Origin of the sequence: Streptomyces sp. BF23-19, assembly GCF_041106355.1 — a bacterium.
GTDB lineage: Bacteria > Actinomycetota > Actinomycetes > Streptomycetales > Streptomycetaceae > Streptomyces > Streptomyces virginiae_A.
In genome coordinates this window covers 17897-36604 of sequence record NZ_JBGBPT010000021.1, presented here as the reverse complement: position 1 = coordinate 36604, position 18708 = coordinate 17897, and the positions used below count along the sequence as shown (strand labels likewise).

Annotated in this window: 15 protein-coding genes; 9 read left to right on the top strand and 6 right to left on the bottom strand. The window is 72.9% G+C overall.

Annotated elements, in window-relative coordinates; all coding sequences use genetic code 11:
- Positions 1 to 25: 25 nt before the first annotated feature.
- From AB8A24_RS14570 to AB8A24_RS14545, 6 genes are read right to left on the bottom strand one after another with little or no spacing between them, the layout of a single operon-like run.
- Positions 26 to 1117: an alpha/beta hydrolase-fold protein gene (locus tag AB8A24_RS14570; protein WP_328964377.1), complete on the bottom strand. Its 1092-nt coding sequence runs from the start codon at positions 1115 to 1117 to the stop codon at positions 26 to 28.
- 40 nt (positions 1118 to 1157) lie between these two features.
- Positions 1158 to 2060 (bottom strand): STM4011 family radical SAM protein, encoded by a 903-nt coding sequence (locus tag AB8A24_RS14565; protein ID WP_328964378.1) that lies wholly within the window; start codon positions 2058 to 2060, stop codon positions 1158 to 1160.
- Positions 2061 to 2065: 5 nt separating this feature from the next.
- Positions 2066 to 3442 (bottom strand): STM4012 family radical SAM protein, encoded by a 1377-nt coding sequence (locus AB8A24_RS14560; protein ID WP_328964379.1) that lies wholly within the window; start codon positions 3440 to 3442, stop codon positions 2066 to 2068.
- Entirely contained in the window at positions 3439 to 4245 is an 807-nt protein-coding gene (locus AB8A24_RS14555) for an STM4013/SEN3800 family hydrolase (protein ID WP_328966067.1), read from the bottom strand. Before AB8A24_RS14555 ends, AB8A24_RS14560 begins: the two co-directional genes overlap by 4 nt.
- 37 nt (positions 4246 to 4282) lie before the next feature.
- Positions 4283 to 5407: an STM4014 family protein gene (locus AB8A24_RS14550; protein ID WP_328964380.1), complete on the bottom strand. Its 1125-nt coding sequence runs from the start codon at positions 5405 to 5407 to the stop codon at positions 4283 to 4285.
- Positions 5408 to 5420: 13 nt separating this feature from the next.
- Positions 5421 to 6380: an STM4015 family protein gene (locus AB8A24_RS14545; RefSeq protein ID WP_328964381.1), complete on the bottom strand. Its 960-nt coding sequence runs from the start codon at positions 6378 to 6380 to the stop codon at positions 5421 to 5423.
- Positions 6381 to 6578: 198 nt separating this feature from the next.
- Here AB8A24_RS14545 and AB8A24_RS14540 point away from each other — a divergent pair, with 198 nt between their 5' ends.
- The 9 genes from AB8A24_RS14540 to AB8A24_RS14500 all read left to right on the top strand — a co-directional run bounded on the left by AB8A24_RS14540 (position 6579) and on the right by AB8A24_RS14500 (position 18657).
- A complete protein-coding gene (locus AB8A24_RS14540) occupies positions 6579 to 6905 on the top strand; it encodes a hypothetical protein (RefSeq protein ID WP_328964382.1) in 327 nt (108 codons plus the stop codon).
- Positions 6906 to 6939: 34 nt separating this feature from the next.
- Positions 6940 to 7974 (top strand): DUF6745 domain-containing protein, encoded by a 1035-nt coding sequence (locus AB8A24_RS14535; protein ID WP_328966068.1) that lies wholly within the window; start codon positions 6940 to 6942, stop codon positions 7972 to 7974.
- Positions 7975 to 9177: 1203 nt separating this feature from the next.
- Positions 9178 to 10680, top strand: coding sequence for an aldehyde dehydrogenase family protein (locus AB8A24_RS14530; RefSeq protein ID WP_369476002.1), 1503 nt, complete (start codon positions 9178 to 9180; stop codon positions 10678 to 10680).
- A gap of 2 nt (positions 10681 to 10682) precedes the next feature.
- Positions 10683 to 12239, top strand: coding sequence for a GMC family oxidoreductase (locus tag AB8A24_RS14525; protein WP_369475951.1), 1557 nt, complete (start codon positions 10683 to 10685; stop codon positions 12237 to 12239).
- Positions 12236 to 13351 (top strand): glycine betaine/L-proline ABC transporter ATP-binding protein, encoded by a 1116-nt coding sequence (locus AB8A24_RS14520; protein ID WP_328964383.1) that lies wholly within the window; start codon positions 12236 to 12238, stop codon positions 13349 to 13351. Before AB8A24_RS14525 ends, AB8A24_RS14520 begins: the two co-directional genes overlap by 4 nt.
- An 82-nt stretch (positions 13352 to 13433) precedes the next feature.
- A complete protein-coding gene (locus AB8A24_RS14515; RefSeq protein ID WP_328964384.1) occupies positions 13434 to 15431 on the top strand; it encodes an ABC transporter permease subunit in 1998 nt (665 codons plus the stop codon).
- Position 15432: 1 nt separating this feature from the next.
- Positions 15433 to 16407, top strand: a complete 975-nt coding sequence (locus AB8A24_RS14510; RefSeq protein WP_328964385.1) for an ABC transporter substrate-binding protein — start codon at positions 15433 to 15435, stop codon at positions 16405 to 16407.
- Positions 16408 to 16582: 175 nt separating this feature from the next.
- Entirely contained in the window at positions 16583 to 17119 is a 537-nt protein-coding gene (locus tag AB8A24_RS14505) for a hypothetical protein (protein WP_328964386.1), read from the top strand.
- Positions 17047 to 18657: an alpha/beta fold hydrolase gene (locus AB8A24_RS14500; protein ID WP_369475947.1), complete on the top strand. Its 1611-nt coding sequence runs from the start codon at positions 17047 to 17049 to the stop codon at positions 18655 to 18657. The genes AB8A24_RS14505 and AB8A24_RS14500 overlap by 73 nt, the downstream gene beginning before the upstream one ends.
- The last annotated feature ends 51 nt before the right edge of the window (positions 18658 to 18708 follow it).

Sequence of the window (18708 nt, the reverse complement as noted above, 5' to 3'; positions counted from 1 at the left end):
GCCCCTCGATCCGCCCGGACCGTGCTCAGCCGAGGGCCCAGGCCACGTCCCGGAGCAGGGCCTGGCGCCAGCCCGCACGGTCGTGGGCGGACGCCGACCGGGAGGTCCGCACGGTCGCTCCGGCCCGCTCGGTCAGGGACTCGACCAGCTCGCAGTGGGGAAGCATCCGCGTCTCGTGTTCTCCCACGTCGAAGGCGATCCGCAGGCCGGACAGGTCGGGGCGCTCCCGTAGCCGTGCGGCGACGGAGCCGCCGACCGGACCGCCCAGCGGGTCCGCCGACTTCACGGCCTCGGGTGTCCACCACAGCGACGCCGACTGGCAGGCGACCCGGGACACCAGGTCGGGGAACTCCAGCGCCGCGTAGACCGCGCTGAGCCCGCCGAGGCTCTGCCCGGCGACCACGAGACGGCCCCCGTCCGCGGGTACCCCGGACTCCGCGACCAGCGGCAGCAGTTCGTCCCGGACCGCCTCCCACAGCTCCGGCCGACACCCGAACTCGGCCTCCCGGTCCCTCGTCGGCAGGAAGACGAGGGTGACGGGGGGCATCTCGCCGGCCGCGACGGCGGAGTCGAAGGCGGTCATGGCCGGGTGCAGATACAGCCAGTCGTCCCCGTCCAGCAGCAGCACCACCGGTCCGCCGCCGCCCGCCGGGTGGACCCGTACGGTCCGCCGCCCGCCGAGCCGCTCGCTCGCCCAGCGGATCCGGGCCCGCGGGAGGGGCAGTACAGCGTCGGCGCCCGCTGCGACGGCGGCCCAGTGCGGCTGGTCCGGGGCGTCCGGGGTGGCGGCGACGGACCGGTCACCGCCCGCCCCGGCCGGGTTGAACGGGTCGGCGTACGCGGTGTCGTCCACGAGGAACTGGTAGGTCACCCGCAGCCGCGCGGGCATCCGGACCTCGGCGTACCAGCAGTCCGTGTCGTGCCAGCGGCGCAGGGGTACGTCCCGCGACCAGCTCTCGAAGCCGATGCGGGCCGCGGGGCCCCGCCACAGGAACAGGGTCACCCAACCGCCCCCGTCGGCGGGCACCGACGCGGGAGCTCCCGCCGCTGCCCAGAACTCCTCGGAACCTGGTTCGCCGGGCAGCCCGAATGCGGCGAAGGCGTGCTCCACGGGCATGAACTCTCCTAGCGACCAAGACAGTTAGGTGAGCCTAAGTTTATAGCGTTCCCGTGGGGTCCGGGAGATCTACGCCAGGACGGCCGACCGGGCGGGACACGGCCGCCGGTACGCGTTCCAGGACGCCGCCCGCGAAGACGTCGTAGAGCGGCAGCGTCTCCAGGTGGACGTAGCCGATGTGGCAGTCGCAGGTGGTCAGCGGGCACGGACGGGGGCCGAGCGCGGTCCGGTAGGAGCCGTCGTACAGATTGCCCAGCTCGGCACGGACGAAATGGCAGCGGCGCACCGTGCCGTCGCCGTCCACCGAGATCACCGACTCGCCCGTGCGGCACGGCAGTCCGGCCGAGCGGTGCGGGTGCCGGCTGTACGGGAACAGCGGGTCGAGGGCGGTCCACATGTCGGCCTCGGCGTCGCCGTAGGTGTGGCCGTCGGCCGCGTTCACCCACAGGTAGACGTGGGAGGGCAGGGCGGCGCGCAGCCGGCGGGCGTGCTCCAGGTTCTCGGGGAGGCCGACGATGCCGACGCTGTGGCGGATGCCCCGGTCGGCTAGGTCGCGCAGCTTGGCCAGGAAGCGGTCGTACGGAGTCTGCCCCGGATGGTAGGTGCACCACAGGGCGAGCGTGGCGGGGTCGGCCTCCGCGAGCCAGTCCGTGCGGCAACTCAGGTTGGTCTGGACGGCGACGCGCTCGACGTGGGGCCGGTGCGAGAGGTCGACGAGGGCGCGGCGGTACCAGGAGCGGACGAGCCCCTCGCCCCACGGGGTGAACAGGAGGGAGAGCCGGTCCTCCCCGGACCGGGAGCGCGCCCAGTCGGTGAACCGTTCGAGGGCGGCCCGGTCGGCGCGCAGTTGGGCCGTGGTGTCGCGCCGCTTGGCGAAGGGGCAGTACGGGCAGTCGTAGTCGCAGGAGGCCAGCGGGCCGCGGTAGAGCAGGGTCAGGTCCACGGCGGCTACTTGGTCTCGTAGACGGCCATCGCGGCCCGTACGGCCGGTGAGAACAGCTCGGGGCCGAGCGCGTCGGAGTGGGCGAGGCCCTCGGGGGACAGGCGCAGCAGCGGACCCGTGCCGTCCTCGTCGAGCCAGCCGCGGGCGGCGAACGCGGCCAGTTCGGCGGGGAAGTGCTCGTGCGGGTCGGCGCCGAACCGCTCCCGGTAGTCGGCGACCGGCATGCCCTGCGCCTGGAGCAGCGACTGGAGCAGGTGGCGGCGGCGCGCCTCGTCGCCGTCGGTGGGCCGGCCGTGGACGGCGCGGGTGAAGTCGTCGGTGGCGGTGTAGTCGTCGATGATCCCGCGGATCTCGCCCATGTCGACCGCGTAGTCGAACGAGTAGTGCAGCGCGGAGGTGTAGGAACGGGCTCCGCAGCCCAGGCCGATCATGCCGTCGGTCTGGCAGGCGTGGTCGTCCGGGCCCTGCGGCGCCGTACCGGCCAGCCGGAACATGCGCATCGACACCTGCTCGTAGCCGTGCGCGAGGAGGTGGTCGCGGCCCTGCCGGTAGAGGTTCAGGCGCTGCTCGTCCCAGGCCCGGTCGGTCAGGGCGGTGCGCCGGGCGAGCCCGGTGAGGGGGCGCACGTACAGGGGGTACAGGTACAGCTCCTCGGGGCGCCAGGCCAGGGCGGCGTCCAGGGAGGTGCGCCAGGTGGCGGGGGTCTGGCCGTCGATGCCGTAGATGAGGTCGATGTTGAGGACGGGGACGCGGGCGTCTCGGATGCGGCCGAGCGCCGCCTCGACATCGGCGCGGCGCTGCGGGCGTACGGCGGCCCGGGCCTCGTCGGGGAGGAAGCTCTGGACGCCGATGCTGACGCGGGTGGCGCCGCGCTCGGCCAGGACGGCGAGCCGGTCGGCGGTGGCGGTGGCGGGGGAGGTCTCGACGGACAGCGGGACGGCGCGCAGGTCGGCGCCCATGCGCCGCTCGGCGATGTCGCAGAGCCGTTCCAGTTCGAGCGCCGTCAGGAAGGTCGGCGTCCCGCCGCCGAAGGCCGCGTTGGCGAAGGAGACCGGCCCGTCGTCGCCGAGGGCTTCGCGGACGGCCACGGCCTGGCGCTCCAGGGCGTCGAGGTAGCGGCCGGTGAGCCCGTCGGGGGCGCCGATGCGGGTGAAGAGGTTGCAGAAGCCGCAGCGGATCTCGCAGAAGGGTATGTGGAGGTAGAGCGAGAGGGCGTCCTTGCGTTCGCCGTGCCACAGGTCGCGCAGCGCCGGCCGCTCGGGCAGCGGACGGTAGGCGGTCTTGTGGGGGTAGGCATACACGTAGGCGTTGTACGGGCGGAGCTCGGGCGGTGCGGTGGCCGGGATCGGGGCGGGCGGGGCGGCGGGCGCGAGGGCGGTCATGCGGACGGCTCCAGGAAGAAGTGGGCGTACGGCACGGTCCAGACGGCCTGATGGGCGAGGCGGTGGCCGGTGTAGCCGTCGTCGCCGTAAGTGGTGCCGTGGTCGGAGCAGACGATGGCGAAGCAGCGGCGGCGGGAGCTCATGGCGGTGAGGAGCCGGCCGATGTGCCGGTCGATGTATTCGAGGGCGGCGGCGTGCGTGGCACGCGTGTCGCCCGCTTCGGCGGTGGCGCCGTGCAGGTGGAACCAGTTGGGCTGGTGCAGCGCGGAGGCGTTGACGAAGAGGAACAGCCGCTGTTCGGTGGGGAGCGCGGCGAGGACCTCTTCGGCCCGCTCGACCTGGGCCTCGAAGGAGGTGGGGGACGCGACGCCGAAGGCAGGCTCCCAGTGGCTCTCCTGGAACATGCCCGGGAGTACGTCGCCCAGCGCACCCTGCTTGTTGAAGAAGCCGACGCCACCGACGCACACCGTGCGGTACCCGGCCGAGGCGAGGCCGGAGATCAGGTCGGGGGTGTCGAAGACATAGGTGCGGCCGGCGGTGGTCTCGCTGCCGGCGAACCGGGCGGCGAACAGCCGCGGGTGCGGACCGGGCCGGGCGGGAGTCGGAAGGAAACCGGCGAACATCGCCTGGTGCGAGGCATAGGTGAAGCTGCCGGGGGCGTGCCGCTCCTCCCAGACGCCCCCGGGCAGGTGCCGGGCCAGGTTCGGAATGCGCCCGGCGGCGGCCAGTTCGACGGCGACGTCGTGACGCAAGGTGTCCAGGGTGAGCAGGAGCAGGTCGTCGCGGCCGACGACCTCGTTCATGTCGGGGAGCGGGAGCGGGAGCGCAGGGGTCGGGGTCTCAGGCGGGTGCACGGTGGTTCCTCGTGGGGTGGTGCTGCACGTGTCTTCGGATGGCGGCCGCCACTTGCGCGGCATAGGTGTCCTGGCCCTCGGCACCGCTGCCGGGCAGCCCGGTCAGGCCCGGCAGGAGATCACCGAAGGCATTGACCTCGGCGACGGCGAACCGACGCCAGCCGACGGCGGGCAGCAGGTCGACACCGACGCACAGGGTGCCCGGGAAACAGGCGGCGGCCCGCTCGCAGGTCCGCAGGGCCTCGGCCCAGGCGGGGCCCGCCGCCCGGACCGCGGCGGCGAGGTCGCCGCGCCGGCCCCCGAGATGGAGGTTCGTCATGGGGGTGCGGCTGGTGCGCACCACGGCGTGGGTGGCCCGCCCGGCCACGACGACCACGCGCAGATCGGCCGCCCCGTCCCCGAGGGAGGCCTTGGGCCACCAGCGCTCGACGTGGAGTCCGTCGGGGGCGAGGGCGTCGACCAGCGCGGCGACCTCCGGCTCGCGGGTGAGGCGCCTCACCCGCAGGGAGTTGTGCAGCCGGCCGTCCTGCGCGCTCTCCACGGAGGTGGTCGCCCGGATCCGGCCCCCGCCGGCCGTCTCGACGGCGACGACACCCGAGGCCGAGGACCCGTGGGCGGGCTTCAGGAACACCCGCGGCATGCCATGGCCGGCCATCAGGGTCCGCACGTCGTCCCAGCCGCGCACCGGAGCGCCGCCGCCGGAGGTCGGAGACCGCGGCACGGGGACCCCGGCGCGCGCGAGGGCCTCGTGGCAGAGCCGCTTGTCGAAGAGGACGGCCAGCTCGTCGGGGTCGTCGAGGCGCCGGCCGCCGGTCAGCGTCCGGACGGCCGCCAGGAAGGCGGCGTACCAGTGGGCCCCGCCCTCCACCCGGGTGGGGTCACCCGCGCCGCGCAGCAACCGGTCCACCTCCGCGTTCTCCCCGGGCGACTCGATCCGTACGATCTCGTCGGCGGCGAAGGCCGCGCCGCCGCCCCGCAGGACCTCCGTCCAGGGCACGACACGCGGCGCGGGCAGCCCGGCGTCGCGCAGCGCCCCGGAGAACAGGGCGACGCGCCGGTTCTCCGGGTTTCCGACGACCGCCCAGCGTGGCGGTGGTGCGTGGTCCGTCATGGCAGGCGGCGCGCTACTCGCCGACGGCGACGTAGCGCCAGATCCGGCCGTCGTAGTCGTCCTCGTCGGCGTGGCCGCGGTTCAGCTCGAGGGTGACGCCGGTGGCTCCGAGAACCTCCTGGAAGCGTTCGAGCAGGGCCGCACCGAGGTAGTTGTGGTGCAGGTCCAGCTTCTTGAGGTGCGTGAGGGGCTGGCCGGCGAGCAGGGCGGCGCCACCCTGCTCGGTGAGGACGCCCATGGACAGGTCGAGGGTCTCCAGACGGGCGACGACCGGAGCGGACGCGACGGCCGTGGCGATCTCGTCCTGGATGTCGCTGTTGCGCAGGCCCAGGTGACGCAGGCGCGGCAGACGGTCGCCGTCGAGGATCGGCGCCACGTCGGTGATCGCCGCGTCCCCGCCGTAGTTGCTCGTGCCGAGCCACAGGTCGAGGTGTTCCAGGGCGGGCAGGTCACTCCCGGCCACGCCACGCACCGACTCGGCGGGCATGCCGCCGGTCTCGACGGTCAGGGAGCGCAGCGTGCGGTGCGTGACGGCGGGGAAGACCAGCCCGGAGCCGCCGCGCACGCCGAACTCCACCAGCTCCGGGAAGCCTTCGAGGAGCGGGCCGATGTCGCCCTGGGTGATCCAGGAGATCTCGCACTGCTCGGACTCCATGTCCCCGAGGAACAGGCCGCGCAGCGCGGGCAGGCGCGGGCGTGCGTCGAGGAGGGCACCGATGATCTCCTCGGGCCCGGTCTCGTAAGCCTCTTCCCAGGAACCCACCACGATCGCGCGGACCAGGGTGGTGTCGACCGCGGCGGTGAACCGGGCGAACGCCTCGGTCCAGCTCTCCTCGCTGTCGTAGCTGTCGCAGGAGATCCGCCACGCGACGGCGTCCGCCGGGGGCAGGGGGGTGGTCTCCGCGTCCTCCGGGGTCGGGAAGTCGAAGACGGGCAGCCCGCACGATTCCGTCAGGTGTCTCGGGTAACTCATGGGGTGCCCGCCGTTCCTCGCCTGTCGCGTCCGATGTGCTGCAAGTTGTACCAAGGGGCACTGACAGAGGCCGAGGCAGGGGCCGGTGCACAGGGGTGCGGGGCGGGTGCGGGCGGCCGGCGGGCCGTTGTCAGACCCGCCCCCTACCTTCGGAGAAGAACGCGGCGCACCGGGCGGCGCGGGGGGAAGGGGATACCCATGTACCGGCAGGGGGACGTGCTCATCGTGCCGCTCGACGAGTCGGCGGTACCGCCGCACGCGGCCGACGTGGACCAGGAGCCGCGGGACGCGCGGGGCCGGATGGTCCTCGCGCTCGGCGAGGTCACCGGACACGCGCACGCCGTGCTCGGGCCCGGCCGGCTCGTCCGCGAACCGGGAGACTTCGGCCCGCTGCTGCTGCACCTGCCGGACGGCGGGCGGGTGGTGCACGAGGAGCACGCCGCGATACCCCTGCCCAAGGGCTGGTACCGGGTCGTGCGGCAGCGGGAGTACATCCCCGGAGCGGTACGGATCGTGGCGGACTGACAGCGTGTCGGACAGTGGGGGGATCGGGATCGTGTTGACGGACATCGACGTGTGGAGGGCCGCCGCGGCGGCCACCGGGCCGGCCGATCGCGCGGCCGCGGAGGCCGGAGCGCGCCTCGCGTACCGGGCCGCGGGCCTGGCGGAGCCGGAGCGGATCGTCTGGGCGGACTCGCCCCGGGCCGCGGTGCGTCTGCTCGGAGCGGACGACGGGACGTACGGGCCGGCGGCGCGCGGGCGCGGCGTACGGGAGGCGGTGCGCACCGCGCCGTGGGCCGCCGAGCGGGACCGGGCGCAGCGGCGGCTCGGCCCGCAGGGCTGGGGCCGGCACTGGGGAGCGACGGGCGGTCGCCTGTGGGAGCACACGGAACGCCTGGCGGAACGGGTCCGCAGCGGTCTCGTCGAGGAGTTGACGGCCGGATCCGCCGCCCCCGCAGCCGCGGAGCGCTCGCTGCGCCTGCTGCTCCTGGACGCGGTGCTCGGGCAGCAGGACGCGGCCTGGCTGTGCGCTTTCGACACACAGGAGGGCACACCCCTGCACGGACTCGGCGTCCTGGCCCGCTCGGCCGGCTGGTGGTGGCCCTACGAACGGCTGGCCGTGCTGTGCGAGCGCCCGGTGGAGCTGCACCGCGACGAGGCGGGCAGGCTGGACCGCGGGGACGGCCCGGCACTGGCGTTCCCCGACGGGTTCGCGCTGCACGCCTGGCGGGGCATGCCCGTTCCGGCCGAATTCCTGGCGGGCCTGGGCACGTTGACGCCGGAGCGGATCCGGGCGGAGGAGAACGCCGAACTGCGCCGGGTGATGCTGGAGTTCTACGGGTACGACCGCTATCTACGGGAGTCGGGGGCGACCCCCGTGCACCAGGACGAGACGGGTGTCCTGTGGCGCATACCCATGCCGGACGACGAGCCCGTCGTGATGGTGGAGGTCGTCAACTCGACACCGGAGCCGGACGGTACCAGCCGCACCTACTGGCTGCGGGTGCCGCCGACGACCCGGACGGCCCGCCAAGGAGTGGCCTGGACGTTCGGCCTCGGGGTCGAGGCGTACGCACCCCTTCGGCAGACGTGATCCGACACCGGCCGGCGAACGGTCCGCGCGGTACGTGATTGCCCGTCAGCAACCGCTGTCGCAGCGGCAATTCGGGTGTGCGAGGCTGGGGAAACGGCGTTCGAATTCGAAGAGGAGTGGACGCGGGCGAAGGGGGGGAGGCGGCGATGCGCCTCGCCTCCGCCGAACCGTCGCCCGGACCGACTCCGACCCCGTTCGCGGGGAAGCAGGATCTCGGCTTCGTCGTCGGACCCGTGCATTCCCAGACGTCCGGCATCCGTACGGCGAACGCGGAGGCGCGGGGCAGGTCCACGCTCGACGACGCCGAAGCGGTGACGCGGTGGCCGTGGCGAAGGAGTGCGACGGCCTCGCCACGTACGAACGCCAGGACGTCGCCCGCACGGTCAGCCGGTGCTGGACCGGCGAGTCCGGCCGCGCCGCCACGAACGGTTCGTGAAGCACGCCGACGACTACGAGACGTCCGGGCCGGCCCTGCGCGCGATGGCCAAGGTCTATGACGGCCTGGCCGAGGCGATCACGGGGGCGCAACGGGACCTGAACAGGGCCCTGGACCACGCCCGCATGTGCGACCTGAAGGTCGACGACAGCGGCCGCGTCCAACTGTCGCACCCCGTCATGGTTCCTGCGGGCAGCACCGAGCACCTCGAACCGGTCAACCACGCGCAGGGGATCATCGTCGACGCGCTGCGCAAGGCCACCCAGGCCGACGTGGACGCGGTACGCGCCCTGCGCACGATCGAGGGACTGACCGCCATCTCCGATCCGGCGCCGGCAGTGGCGGTTGTCGACGAGGCCGAAGAGGTGGTGGGCGGCCAGGGCCGCCTGCCGCTCCACGGGTGCTCATCCACCGGGGCGGCGAAGGCGGCCCCGGCGGACGTGCTGTCCTTCCGTCTCCGGAATCACCTCTGCGCCGTTCCGCCGCCACCGCCGCCGCCACCGCCACCGCAGGCCATCCGCCCCGCCGCGCCGCGGGCGACGTACGCCGAACGGGTGAGCCCACGGCGTCTACCGCCCCGGGCCGCCCGGCACGCCGACCTGCACCGGAGATTTGTGCCACATGTCCGCATTTGGTGCGCTTTCGAGAGTGAACCAGAACACTCTCCGCAATGCATTGCGCATGGGTTCCGGGAGTCGGGGCAGGCGGCCGGATCAAGTCGGTCTGACCGACAGGGGGACTCAAAGGAACGAAAGGCAATACGTACCGTGACGGCAGCACAGCAGACCATCCACGTGGGCGGAGAGTGGCGCGCAGCCCTGTCCGGGGCCACGCGCGAGATCATCGACCCCGTCGACGCGACCCCCTTCGAGGTCGTGGCGGAGGGCGGTGTCCTGGACACCGACGACGCCGTGGCCGCGGCGCGGGCCGCCTTCGACGCCGGTGCCTGGCCGCGTACGCCCGTCGCCGAGCGGGCCGCCCTGCTGCGTCGGGTCGCCGAACTGCTGGAGCGCGACCGCGAGCGGATCGGCGCCCTGGAGAGCCGGGACGCGGGCAAGACCCTGGAAGAGGGCCGCGTCGACGTCGACTGCGTCCGCGACGCGTTCCTCTACTTCGCCGACCTCGTGGAGAAGGAGGACGGCGGGCGGATCGTCGACGCCGGTTCGGCCGAGATCCGCAGTGTCGTCGTGCACGAGCCGGTCGGGGTCTGCGCGCTGATCACGCCGTGGAACTACCCGCTGCTCCAGGCGAGCTGGAAGATCGCTCCCGCCCTCGCGGCCGGCAACACCTTCGTGATCAAGCCCAGTGAGATCACCCCGCTGACCACCGTCGTGCTGATCGAGCTGCTGCTGGAGGCCGGACTCCCGCTCGGTGCGGCCAACGTCGTCACCGGTCCCGGCGACACGGTCGGCGCCCGGCTCGCCGCGCACCCCGACGTCGACCTCGTCTCCTTCACCGGCGGTCTCCTCAGCGGCACCAAGGTCGCCCGGGCCGCTGCCGACAGCGTGAAGAAGGTCGCTCTCGAACTGGGCGGCAAGAACCCCAACGTCGTCTTCGCCGACGCGTGCTCGACGCCCGAGGGCTTCGACACCGCCGTCGACCAGGCACTCAACGCCGCCTTCATCCACAGCGGCCAGGTCTGCTCCGCCGGCTCCCGCCTCATCATCGAGGAACCGCTGCGCGACCGGTTCGTCGCCGAGCTCGCCCGCCGGGCCGAACTGATCCGGCTGGGACGCGGAACCGACCAGGGCGTCGAGTGCGGTCCGCTCGTCTCCGCGGCCCAGCTGGCACGGACCGAGGCGTACGTGGCCTCCGCCCTCGCCCAGGGCGCGGTCCTGCGCGCGGGTGGCGGGAGGCCGGCCGGCCCCGGCTACTTCTTCCGGCCCACGGTCCTCGACCGGTGCCACCGCGGCATGCGCGTCGTCCGCGAGGAGGTCTTCGGCCCCGTCCTCACCGTCGAGACCTTCCGCACCGAGGAGGAGGCCGTCGCCCTCGCCAACGACACCGAGTACGGCCTCGCCGGAGCGGTCTGGACCTCCGACGAACAGCGGGCCCGGCGGGTCGCCGGCCTGCTGCGGCACGGCACGGTCTGGATCAACGACTTCCACCCCTACCTCCCGCAGGCGGAGTGGGGCGGCTTCGGGAAGTCCGGCATCGGCCGCGAGCTGGGCCCCGGTGGCTTCGCCGAATACCGCGAGGCCAAGCACATCTACCAGAACCTCGCTCCGCGCCCCGTGCGCTGGTTCGCGGGCGCGACGGCGAAGGGCTGAACATGAACGACCGGCACATGAACGACCCGCACGTGAACGATCCGCACGTGTACGACTACGTCGTCGTCGGCGGCGGCACCGCCGGATCCGTCATCGCCTCCCGGCTGACCGAGGACCCGGACATCAGCGTCGCCGTCATCGAGGGCGGCCCCAGCGACGTCGGCCGCGACGACGTCCTCACCCTGCGCCGCTGGATGGGCCTGCTCGGTGGTGAGCTCGACTACGACTACCCCACCACCGAGCAGCCCCGCGGCAACTCGCACATCCGCCACAGCCGCGCGCGGGTGCTGGGCGGCTGTTCCTCGCACAACACCCTCATCGCCTTCAAGCCCCTTCCCTCCGACTGGGACGAATGGGCCGAGGCCGGTGCCGACGGGTGGGACGCGGCGGCCATGGATCCCTACTTCGCCCGGCTGCGCAACAACATCGTCCCCGTCGGCGAGGCGGACCGGAACGCCATCGCCCGGGACTTCGTCGACGCGGCGCAGACCGCACTCGGTGTGCCGCGGGTCGAGGGCTTCAACAAACGCCCCTTCGACGAAGGCGTCGGCTTCTTCGACCTCGCCTACCACCCGGAGAACAACAAGCGGTCCTCCGCCTCCGTCGCCTATCTGCACCCGTTCCTGGACCGGCCGAACCTGCACATCGCCCTGGAGACCTGGGCGTTCCAGCTGGAACTGGACGGCACCCGCGCCACCGGCGTGCACATCCGTACCAAGGAGGGCGCGGAGCACCTCGTACGCGCCCGGCGCGAGGTCCTGGTCTGTGCCGGGGCCGTGGACACCCCGCGCCTGCTGCTGCACTCCGGCATTGGGCCGCGCGCCGACTTGGAGAAGCTCGGCATCCCCGTCGTGCACGACCTGCCGGGAGTCGGCGAGAACCTGCTCGACCACCCCGAGTCGGTCATCGTGTGGGAGACGCACGGGCCCATCCCGGAGAACTCCGCGATGGACTCCGATGCCGGACTGTTCGTCCGCCGGGACCCGCAGGCCGAGGGCCCGGACCTGATGTTCCACTTCTACCAGATCCCCTTCACCGACAATCCGGAGCGCCTGGGCTACGAACGCCCCGCTCACGGCGTGTCGATGACCCCGAACATCCCCAAGCCGCGCAGCCGCGGCCGGCTCTACCTGACGAGCGCCGACCCCGAGGTCAAGCCCGCGCTCGACTTCCGGTACTTCACCGACGAGGACGACTACGACGGCCGGACCCTCGTCGACGGGATCCGCATCGCCCGACAGATCGCGGCGAGCGAACCGCTGGCCGGCTGGCTCAAGCGCGAGGTGTGCCCGGGCCCCGAGGTGACCTCCGACGAGGAACTCAGCGCGTACGCCCGCCAGGTCGCCCACACCGTCTACCATCCGGCCGGCACCTGCCGCATGGGGGCCGACGACGACGAACTCGCCGTCGTCGCACCCGACCTGAAGATCCGGGGCCTCGACGGCATCCGGATAGCCGACGCGTCCGTATTCCCCACCATGACCGCCGTCAACCCCATGATCGGCGTGCTCATGGTCGGCGAGAAATGCGCCGACCTGCTGGGAGGAACCACCCGATGAACCAGCCCACGACCCCCCTGACGAACCCCCCGACGAACCCCCCGAGCAAAACGCCGGACACTGACGCGGAGGCCGTCTTCTCCGTACGCGACCTGTGGAAGGTCTTCGGCCCGAAGGCGGACCGTGTGCCCGCCGACCCGGAGCTCGGGGCCCTCGACGCCGCCGAGCTGCGCGAACGTACCGGCTGCACCGCCGCCGTCCGCGATGTCTCCTTCGACGTCCGCAAGGGCGAGGTCTTCGTCGTCATGGGCCTGTCGGGCTCCGGCAAGTCGACGCTCGTACGCTGCCTCACCCGGCTCATCGAACCGACCTCGGGCACGATCTCCATCGACGGCGAGGACGTGCTGTCCATGGACACCGGCCGGCTCCGCGAGCTGCGCCGACACCGGGCGGCCATGGTCTTCCAGCACTTCGGACTGCTCCCGCACCGGACGGTGCTCGACAACATCGCCTACGGGCTGGAAATCCAGGGCGTGGGACGCGGCGAACGGCGCGAACGCGCGGCCGAGTTCGTCGCCAAGGTCGGCCTGGACGGCATGGAGCACCGCAGGCCGAGCCAGCTGTCCGGCGGCCAGCAGCAACGCGTGGGCCTGGCCCGCGCACTCGCCGTGGACCCCGAAGTCCTGCTGTTCGACGAGCCGTTCAGCGCACTGGACCCGCTCATCCGCCGGGACATGCAGGAAGAGGTCGTACGCCTGCACCGGGAGGAGGGACGCACGATGGTCTTCATCACGCACGACCTGAACGAGGCGCTGAAGCTCGGCGACCGCATCGCGCTGATGCGCGACGGCCGGATCGTGCAGCTCGGCACGCCAGAGGAGATCGTCGGCGCCCCCGCCGACGACTACGTCAGGGACTTCGTCCGCGACGTGCCGCGCGAGCAGGTGCTGACCGTGCGCTCGGCCATGCGCCCCGCTCTGATCGGCGAGTCCGAGGCCGGCCCCGCGCTCGCCCCGGGCGCCACCGTCCACGAGGCCATCGAGGCCGTCGCCCGGACGGGCGAGAACGCGCGGGTCGTCGAGGACGGCCGGTGCGTCGGTGTGGTCGACCACGCGGGACTGCTCGGTGTCGTCGCCGGGGTCCCGGCCGCGACCGGGAAGGCGGTGGCCTGATGTACGACCATACGACCTGGCCGCCGCCGTGCGGCACGACCGGCGCCGCCACGGCCGCGACCCACGCCGGGCGGTGCGGCCGATGACCACCACCGTCACCCCCGCCCCGCCGGACTCCACGACCACGACCACGACCGCCCCCACGCCCCCCACCGCCACCGGACCCGGTGTGCTGCGCACGCTCACCCGCCACCGCGGCCGGCTGATCGTCGCCTGCGCGGCCGTCGCGTTCGTCCTCGGCTGGGTACTCCTGGGCGCCGGGAACTGGCCGGCCTCGCTCACCGTCGACCTGTCCGGACCGCTCGAACGCACCAGCGACTGGATCATCGACAACCGCGACGGCCACCCGCTCTTCCTCTACTTCCTCGGACACGTCAGCAACGTCGTCGTCGTGTCCGTCCGCGCCGTGTACCTGGTGCTGCTCGCTCTCGGCTGGGCCGGCGTCACCGCCGCCGCCGCTCTATTGGCCTGGCGCGTCGCCGGCGTCCGGCTCGCGCTGACCTCCGTCGCCGCCTTCGCCGTGTGCGGACTGCTCGGCATGTGGGTGCCCACCATGCAGACCCTCGCCCTGATGGTGGTCGCCGTCGCCGCGTCCGTGCTGCTCGGAGGCCTCCTCGGGCTGGCCGCCGGCCTGTCCGACCGTATGCACCGGATCCTGCGGCCCGTACTGGACACCATGCAGGTGCTGCCGGCCTTCGCGTACCTCCTGCCCGTCGTCCTGGTCTTCGGCATCGGCGTGCCCGCCGCCGTCCTCGCGACCGTCGTCTACGCGGCCCCGCCCATGGCCCGCCTGACCGCGCTCGGGCTGCGCGACGCGGACGCCGGGGTCGTGGAGGCCGCCACCTCCCTCGGCGCCACCGGCCGGCAGCGGCTGCTGACCGCCCGACTGCCGCTGGCCCGCAAGGAACTCCTGCTCGGCGTCAACCAGACGATCATGATGGCGCTCGGCATGGCCGTGATCGCTTCCGTCATCGGCGCGGGCGGTCTCGGCGACCGCGTCTACCAGGCGCTGGCCTCCGTCGACGTCGGCGCCGCGCTCGCCGCCGGCGTACCGATCGTGCTGCTCGCCGTCGTCCTGGACCGGGTCACCGCCGCGGCCGGCCGGCGGATCGGCGAAGCCCCGGCCGACCGGTCCCGGCTCCGCTGGGCCCTCGCCGCCCTGGTGACCGCCGTCGTCGCCGTCGGAGCGCGCCTCCTCGACCGGCTCTCCTGGCCCGACGCGTGGACGGTGGACATCGCCGAGCCCGTCAACGGGGCGGTCGACTGGATGACCGCCCACCTCTACTCCGGCGTGCCCCTCGTCGGCGGTACCGCGGACTGGGCGGGGCACTTCACCACGTGGGTGCTGAACCCCCTGCGCGGCGGACTGCAGTGGCTGCCCTGGTGGGCGGTCCTGCTGACCGTCGGTGTCCTCGCCCTGCTCATCGGCACCTGGCGCACCGCCGCGACCGCCGTCCTCGCGATGGCCGCGATCGGTGTCCTCGGCGTCTGGGACCCGGCGCTCGACACGCTGTCCCAGGTCCTGGCCGCCGTCACCGTGACCCTCCTGCTCGGCTTCGCGCTGGGCGTCGCCGCGGCCCGCAGCACCCGCCTGGGGCACGCCCTGCGTCCGGTGCTCGACGTCTTCCAGACGATGCCGCAGTTCGTCTACCTGATCCCCGTCGTCGCCCTGTTCGGTGTGGGCCGCGCCCCGGCCGCCGCGGCCGCCGTGGTCTACGCGCTGCCCGCGGTCGTGCGCATCACGGCCCAGGGCGTGCGCGCGGTGGACCCGGCCGCGCTGGAGTCCGCACGTTCGATGGGCGCGACCGGTCGACAGCAACTGCTCCAGGTGCAGCTGCCGTTGGCCCGGCCCGCGCTGCTGCTGGCCGTCAACCAGGGCGTGGTGCTGGTCCTCGCCGTGGTCGTCATCGGCGGCCTCGTGGGCGGCGGCGCGCTCGGCTACGACGCGGTATTCGGCCTCGCCCAGGGCGACCTGGCGACCGGTCTGGTCGCCGGCGCGGCGATCGTCTGCCTCGGCCTGATGCTCGACCGCGTCACCCAGCCCACAGGGCGCCGCGACCTCACCGGAAAGGGGGCCTGACATGGCTCGCACCACACGCTCCGCCGTCCTCGCGGCAGCAGCCGCCGTCTCCGTCGCCCTCACGGCCCTCACGGGCTGCGGCGCCGCCGACATGACCCGCCAGGCCTCCCCGTACGCCGACGCGAAGGGCTCCCGCACGGTGACGCTGTCCGTGCAGTCGTGGGTCGGCGCGCAGGCCAACGTCGCCGTCGCCCAGTACCTGCTGGAGCACGAACTCGGCTACCGGGTCGACACCGTCCAGATCGACGAGGTGCCCGCCTGGGACGCCCTCAGCCAGGGCCGGGTGGACGCCATCCTGGAGGACTGGGGCCACCCGGAGCAGGAGAAGCGGTACATCGACGAGAAGGCGACGATCGAGCGGGGCGGCGACCTCGGGGTGACCGGCCACATCGGCTGGTTCGTGCCGACGTACTTCGCCGAGCAGCACCCGGACGTCACCGACTGGAAGAACCTGAACAAGTACGCCGACCAGCTCCGTACCGCGGAGAGCGGCGGCAAGGGCCAGTTGCTGGACGGCTCCCCGTCCTACGTGACGAACGACAAGGCCCTCGTGAAGAACCTGGACCTCGACTACCAGGTCGTGTTCGCGGGCTCCGAGGCGGCGCAGATCACGCAGATCAAGCAGTTCGCCAAGGAGAAGAAGCCGTTCCTGAGCTACTGGTACAAGCCCCAGTGGCTGTTCGAGCGGGTCCCGATGACGGAGGTGAAGCTCCCCGCCTACGAGGAGGGCTGCGACACCGACCCGCAGAAGGTCGCCTGCGCGTACCCGCACACGCCGCTGCAGAAGTTCCTCAACGCCCGCTTCGCGGCCGGCGGCGGTGACGCCGCGGCCTTCCTGAAGAAGTTCCGGTGGACGACCGAGATGCAGAACGACGTGGCCCTGATGATCGCCGAGGAGAAGCTGTCGCCCCAGGAAGCGGCGGCCCGCTGGGCGAAGCGGAACGAGGCCACCTGGCGGCAGTGGCTTCCGTCGTGACGCGCGGGCCCGGAGGGCGCCCCCTCCCTCCGGGCCCGCGCGGCGTGGGGCGCCGACTCGCTCCGCATGCGCGCGTACGGTCCAGCCGGTAGCGTCGAGAGCGAGCGTTCCGTCCGAACCGCTGCCGCCTGGACCGGCGGGGCAGCCGTTGCTGTCGGCAGAGGAACGAGATCACATGCCACAGCACGCCGCCCGCTCCGACCCCGGCGGCGACACGTTCGACGACATCGCGTTCCTCGTCGAGTCCGGCCTGAACAAGGACCGCGACCAGATCGCCCTGGGCCGGCACGGCAACCTCTACGACCTGCCGAACCTCGCCTGCCCGCAACTCGACCTGAGCGCCTGCAACACCAGCGAGAACGCCGCCGACTTCGCCGACCTCCAGCGGGTGGCCACGGCCGGCCCGGGCCCGGCACCCATCGTCTCCGGCGCGTTCGACGTGACGACGGGGTCGAGTGGGGCGAAGGACGTGGCCCGCGACCCGTCCCGCCCGACCGCCGTGCAGATCCCCGGGATCGGCCACGGGTGGTCCCGCAGTCGCGGTGCGCACGACGTGAGTCCCACCGCGCCCGACACCGACTGCGTCGACGGCCTCGAACCGAACCGTTCAGGATCATCCCGAAATGACCAGGAGGGCAGATGGCACTCCACCCTGCACCCCGTCGGCGCCGCACCGCACGACGGCTCCTGGCCACGTCGTCCGGCCTGGTGACCGGTCTCCTCGTCACCGGCCTGCTCGCGGCCCCCGCTCAGGCACAGTCCTGGACCGACACCAGCCCGAGCCCCGACGCGCCGATCGGCACGGTCGCCCGGACCGTGGGTGACGCCCGCTTCGAACCGGGCCCCTGCCCGAAGACGCCGGAACCGATCGAGGCCCTCGACGAGGCCCGCTGCGGAACGCTCACCGTGCCCGAGAACCGCGCCGAACCGAGCGGCCGGACGATAGAACTCGGCGTCGCGATCGTGCCCGCCGCGACCGACAAGCCGAAACCCGACCCCATCGTGTGGCTCGCGGGCGGCCCCGGCGACGACGCCGTGGGCGAGGCGAAGATGGCGATCGACGGCGGCCTGAACCGCGACCGTGACGTCGTCTTCATGTCCCAGCGCGGTACGTACTCGGCCGAACCCAACCTCCTCTGCCCCAACATCGACGAGTTCAACGCACGCTCCGTCGGCCTCGTCTACGACGCCCCGTCCACCGGACGACTGCACGTCGAGGCGACGAAGGCCTGCCGCGACCGACTGGCGGCCCGCGGGATCGACCTCAGCGCATACAACGACACCGAGAGCGCCGCCGACTACGAGGACCTGCGCAAGGCCCTCGGCATTGAGCAGTGGAACCTGTACGGGATCTCCTACGGCACCCACCTGGCGCTGGTCTACATGCGCCTGCACCCCGAGGGGCTCCGCTCGGTGGGCATCGACGGCATCCTGCCGCCCTCCAAGGCCGGGTCGGCGGCGACCTGGAGCAGCGCCCGGCAGGGCTTCGACGGGCTGTTCAAGGCCTGCGCGGAGCAGCCGGCGTGCAACAAGCGTTATCCGAACCTGTCGGCCACCTTCGACCGACTCGTCCGCGAACTCGAAGCCCATCCCGTCACCACCACCGTCACCCTCCCCGGCAGCGACAAGCCGGTGAAGGTCGTCCTGGACGGCGGGGCCCTGGTGAACTGGATGACCTCGGCCACGCACGTGGCGCCCCAGGTACCCGCCGCGCTCGACGAGCTGGCGCACGGCAAGCCGCAACGCATCGCCCAACAGTGGGCGGGCGGCAAGCTCAGCCCCCAAGCCATGGGAAGGGTCGCGCACGGTCTCGTCTACGGCGTCTTCTGCAGCGAGTGGACCCCGTACGAGAGCGAGCAGGCGGCGCTCCGGGGCGGACAGGCGACGTTCCCGTCCTTCCCTCGCTCGGTGCAGGCCCAGGCCCCGCAGCTCACCTTCCTCCACCCCGACTGCGACGCCTGGAACGTCCCCGCGGCGGCGCCCTCCATCCGGGACGTCACGCGCGGTGACATCCCGACCCTCGCCCTGTCCGGCGGATTCGACTCCCAGACCGGGGCCGACAACGGACCGTACGTCGCCGACACGCTGAGCAAGGCCAAGGTCGTCACGGTCCCGTACGAGCCGCACGTCGTCTTCGCCACCTCCAAGTGCGCCCAGGAGATCGCCGTCTCCTTCTTCGACAACCCGGCCGCGCCGAAGACCGCATGCCTGGACAGCCTCCGGGCGCCCGAGTTCGAGATCGGTTCCTGAGCCCACCCGGCCCGCCGGTCCACCGCCGGTTCACCCCTGCCGGTTCACCCC

Excerpts from the sequence above, each read along its gene's own strand:
- AB8A24_RS14570 (WP_328964377.1), bottom strand. The coding sequence starts at position 1,117 with ATGCCCGTGGAGCACGCCTTCGCCGCATTCGGGCTGCCCGGCGAACCA.
- AB8A24_RS14560 (WP_328964379.1), bottom strand. The coding sequence starts at position 3,442 with ATGACCGCCCTCGCGCCCGCCGCCCCGCCCGCCCCGATCCCGGCCACC.
- AB8A24_RS14555 (WP_328966067.1), bottom strand. The coding sequence starts at position 4,245 with ATGAACGAGGTCGTCGGCCGCGACGACCTGCTCCTGCTCACCCTGGAC.
- AB8A24_RS14550 (WP_328964380.1), bottom strand. The coding sequence starts at position 5,407 with ATGACGGACCACGCACCACCGCCACGCTGGGCGGTCGTCGGAAACCCG.
- AB8A24_RS14545 (WP_328964381.1), bottom strand. The coding sequence starts at position 6,380 with ATGAGTTACCCGAGACACCTGACGGAATCGTGCGGGCTGCCCGTCTTC.
- AB8A24_RS14540 (WP_328964382.1), top strand. The coding sequence starts at position 6,579 with ATGTACCGGCAGGGGGACGTGCTCATCGTGCCGCTCGACGAGTCGGCG.
- AB8A24_RS14525 (WP_369475951.1), top strand. The coding sequence starts at position 10,683 with ATGAACGACCGGCACATGAACGACCCGCACGTGAACGATCCGCACGTG.
- AB8A24_RS14520 (WP_328964383.1), top strand. The coding sequence starts at position 12,236 with ATGAACCAGCCCACGACCCCCCTGACGAACCCCCCGACGAACCCCCCG.
- AB8A24_RS14515 (WP_328964384.1), top strand. The coding sequence starts at position 13,434 with ATGACCACCACCGTCACCCCCGCCCCGCCGGACTCCACGACCACGACC.
- AB8A24_RS14510 (WP_328964385.1), top strand. The coding sequence starts at position 15,433 with ATGGCTCGCACCACACGCTCCGCCGTCCTCGCGGCAGCAGCCGCCGTC.
- AB8A24_RS14505 (WP_328964386.1), top strand. The coding sequence starts at position 16,583 with ATGCCACAGCACGCCGCCCGCTCCGACCCCGGCGGCGACACGTTCGAC.
- AB8A24_RS14500 (WP_369475947.1), top strand. The coding sequence starts at position 17,047 with ATGGCACTCCACCCTGCACCCCGTCGGCGCCGCACCGCACGACGGCTC.